Genomic DNA, 3,584 nt, shown 5'->3' with positions numbered 1-3,584 from the left:
TAACAACGTTGCAGATGCGGGCCGATGTGGGGCGGGCCGACCGCGCGGCCTTCGATCGGTACTGGGACTCGATGCTCGGCGATCTGTCCTTCGACGACGAAGTCCGCACCTACCTGCTCAACTACGTTGTCGAGTTGGCGGCATGGCGTCGAAGCGTGCGCGTCGCGTTCGGTCGGGCGAATCGCTTCTTCACCACCGGGTTTCTGCCACAGCAGTTCCGCGACGAGTTGGGCCTGCCATGGAGCCCGCGCAAGCAGCGAGTGTTCGAAATCGTGATGCGGACGATCGGCCGACTGCTCGAGGTGCTGCCGGATACTTGGCGAGCTCAGCCCTTCGAGCGCTACCTGGACGACATGCGTGAGCGTAGATCTCAGGGCAAGAATCTGATCTGAGCAGACACACACGGTGCATCGGGGCCAGATCCTCGGACGCTTCCCGGATCGCCGCGGCGACTTCGTCGACCCCACCGGTATTCGCACTACCCTGTTCCGGACAGTCCTGTCCAGAACAGCGCAACGGTGGTGTCGACCGCGTCGATCTTGGGAATCGGGCGACCGGCGTCGAACCAGTAGCGGGCCGCCAGGTGGCTGGCGCCGACGAGACCGAATGCGCAAGCCCGGGCACGGTAGGGATCCATCCCCACCGCGTCGAGTTCGACACCGACCAGCGCCGCACATTCGGCCATCGCCATCCGTACCCGACCCTCGACGCTCGGCTCACTCGGAACCGGAGTGTCGAAAACGAGCGTGTATCCCGCACCGTTGTCCTCGTCGACGAAGTCGAAATAGGCCGAGACCGTGCGCCGCACCTTGTTCTCGTACCCGACGGTCGTCCGGAGCGCATCACGCAGCCCACCGACCATGTGGTCCAGATAGCGTTGCAGCACAGTGGAATACAGGTCAACCTTGCCCGTGAAGTGGTTGTAGAGCACCGGTTTGCTCACCTGGGCCCTGACGCTGATCTCTTCCATGCTGGCGCCGTGGAAACCATGCTCGACGAAGACGTCACGTGCGGCGCGGATGACGACCTCTCGGCGACGGGCACGGGCTTCGCCGCGGTCCGCGCGGGTGAGGATGTGCGCATTCCTCACTTCGCCGCGTATCGCGGTCATCGAGCCGTACTCGTTCCCACCGGCCCAGCAGGCGATTCGCGGTCGATCATGCTCGCCACAGCTGGCTCCCCGACCGGGAGACAACGATATTGGGAACGACGGCGTTGGCGGACAGACGAGTGATGGCCAGCACCAGTTCAGCGATGTCCCCGGTTGTCAGCATCGCCGCGCGGTCGAGTTCGTCGCGTTTCCACGCGGTCATATCGGTATCGACATAGCCAGGTGAGATAGCTGTCGCACTGACACCGTTCGCGGATTCCTCCAGCGAAATGGTTTCGCAGAGCGACACCAGAGCGGCTTTCGACGCCCCATAGGCGGCCAAGCCCGGCTCCCCCGCGACACCGGTGATCGAGGCCAGCGCAACGATTTTCGCACCTGCGCCGGGGTTGCCCTTCGCCGTCTCGCGCAGCAATGGCAGGCAGTGCTGCACAAGGGTCAGGGGACCGCGAACGTTGATGTCGAACATGCGGTGGTAGCCGGCGGCGCTCATCGTCGCTACCGGACCGGCGGTACCGGTGCCGGCGCAGTGCACCAAGACGTCCAGGCGACCGAACCGGTCGGCGTGCGTGTCGGCGAGGCGCAGCAACTGTTCGGGATCGTTCATGTTCGCGATCACCGTCACTACGTCCACACCGTGGTCGGTGCGCAGCTCTTCAGCAGTGCTGTCCAGGACCGCACCATCGCGGGCGGCGAGCGTGAGGTCGTAGCCGAGTTCGGCCAGACGCCGCGCGACCTCCGCGCCGATCCCTCGCGAACCGCCGGTGATCAGGGCACAACGCCGGTAGCTCATCGCTGCGCCGATCCCGCGTCAGCCGACGCCACGATCATCGAGCGGCAAGGATCGGCCGGCTCGCCGAACACATCGACGAGCAGGGCCGCGGAGCCCACCGGTGACGGTCCCCCACCGCGAGTTCTCCAGCCAGACGGTGGTCGAAGTACGTCGACGACGAGAGCGGACATCTTTGACTCCTCACGCGCTGTCGCCACCGGTCGGCGACAGGTCCAATAAGTTAATCATGATTCTCGCACAGTCGGTGGACCGGCTCAAGATCCGGGATGCGCGACGAAGCATCGGATCTTTGCCACTATGTTACTGACAATTCTCAATAATTTCCGCCGCCAGCTCACGCGATCAATCGACGTTCTCCGACAGATCGGCCGTACAGGGAAGCAACTCAGGGCTCGACCATCCACATATACACGCCCCTATACAGTGCTGACCGCTTCTACATCAGCCAGCGAGCAACTGAAGCGGGAGCCCAACAACCGGAGCCGACGAACTCGATCCCGAGTGCGCTGTCCAGCTAAGTTACTCACTATCCCGCAACTCTGAGTCCATCAGTCCGTGACCACACTCGAGCTGCGGACACGCCCTACCGAATGAAAAAGTATGCAGGTCACAGCCTTCTATTGAGGGTTCAACCCCACCTCCCCCTCTCTACGACCGAACCGCCATCCGGCGTCAATCCGCATAACGTGGACACAGCGGTCACTGCCTGTTAAGTTACTCACTATTCTAGGCTGATTCAGTGAAGAGGATCGAGTACTCGCGCTGCGGCCTGGGAGTCTGAACGTGCTCAATGAGGAGTAATGTCATGGATAGACTCAATAGGCGCAATGCGCTGAAGGCCGGCGGAATGCTCGGCGTTGTCGGCACCATCGGATTGGGTGCGATCGCACGGGCAGATCCGTGGACGTGGTCGCCGGAAGGATCGGTGGCCGGATCCGGTTCCGGCGTCGACCCGTTGACGGTCTGGGATCCCGAAGCCGACGAACTCGTCGCCGGACTCGTCGACCGAGGCGAAGTTCCCAAGATCAACGAACTGTTGCGGACCTGGACCAAGAACGGTCAGGCGCTGCCTGCCGGCTTGCCCTCGGAGTTGCGCGACTTCATGGAGTACGCCCGCCGACTGCCGCAGTGGACCGACACCGGCAAGTTGGATACCGCGATCGCGTTCAACAAGAAACGCGGACTGTATCTCGGTGTCCTCTACGGGTTCGCCAGCGGCATGATGAGCACCGTCATCCCGAAAGAGGCGCGCGCGGTCTATTACTCCAAGGGCGGCCACGATCTCAAAGACCGCATCACCAAAACCGCGAAACTCGGTTACGACATCGGTAGCGCGAATGCTTATGCCCCCGACGGGGAAATGATCGTCACCTGCGTCAAAACCCGACTGGTGCACGCGGCGGTGCGTCACCTGTTGCCGCAGTCCCCGCACTGGGTGCACTCCGCGGAAGAGGACAAACCGATCAGCCAGAACGACATCATGGTCACCTGGCACAGCCTGCCGACAACCGTGATGAAGCACCTCAATTCCTGGAAAGTGCCGATCCCGGCACACGAATCGGACGCGTTCCTGCACTCCTGGCAGGTCGCCGGGCACCTGCTGGGCGTACGCGACGAATACATCCGCAAGTCATGGCCCGACGCCAATGCCCAAGCGGCACAAATCCTCGACCCCATCATCGC

General features: G+C 62.8%; 4 protein-coding genes. 2 read left to right on the top strand and 2 right to left on the bottom strand.

Going from position 1 to position 3,584, the window contains the following annotated elements:
- Window positions 1-392 (top strand): oxygenase MpaB family protein (locus ACFWF3_RS28530; protein ID WP_379316577.1); only part of this gene is annotated, 392 nt, incomplete at its 5' end.
- Window positions 393-478: 86 nt separating this feature from the next.
- On the opposite strand, the gene ACFWF3_RS28525 is transcribed toward ACFWF3_RS28530, so the two are convergent.
- Together ACFWF3_RS28525 and ACFWF3_RS28520 are read right to left on the bottom strand one after the other, a co-directional pair.
- On the bottom strand, window positions 479-1,111 hold the full coding sequence (locus ACFWF3_RS28525) for a TetR/AcrR family transcriptional regulator (protein WP_379316575.1): 633 nt from the start codon (window positions 1,109-1,111) through the stop codon (window positions 479-481).
- Between the two features lie 46 nt (window positions 1,112-1,157).
- On the bottom strand, window positions 1,158-1,901 hold the full coding sequence (locus ACFWF3_RS28520; protein ID WP_379316573.1) for an SDR family NAD(P)-dependent oxidoreductase: 744 nt from the start codon (window positions 1,899-1,901) through the stop codon (window positions 1,158-1,160).
- An 805-nt stretch (window positions 1,902-2,706) separates the two neighbouring features.
- Here ACFWF3_RS28520 and ACFWF3_RS28515 point away from each other — a divergent pair.
- Window positions 2,707-3,584 (top strand): oxygenase MpaB family protein (locus ACFWF3_RS28515; protein WP_379316571.1); only part of this gene is annotated, 878 nt, incomplete at its 3' end.

Source organism: Nocardia sp. NPDC060220 (genome assembly GCF_042727815.1).
Taxonomy (GTDB): domain Bacteria; phylum Actinomycetota; class Actinomycetes; order Mycobacteriales; family Mycobacteriaceae; genus Nocardia.
Note: the sequence above shows the minus strand (reverse complement) of the source record. Positions and strands in the feature narration are given on the sequence as shown.

What these genes read in the sequence shown, in the direction of transcription:
- ACFWF3_RS28525 (WP_379316575.1), bottom strand. Translation starts at nt 1,111, where the DNA reads ATGACCGCGATACGCGGCGAAGTGAGGAATGCGCACATCCTCACCCGC.
- ACFWF3_RS28520 (WP_379316573.1), bottom strand. Translation starts at nt 1,901, where the DNA reads ATGAGCTACCGGCGTTGTGCCCTGATCACCGGCGGTTCGCGAGGGATC.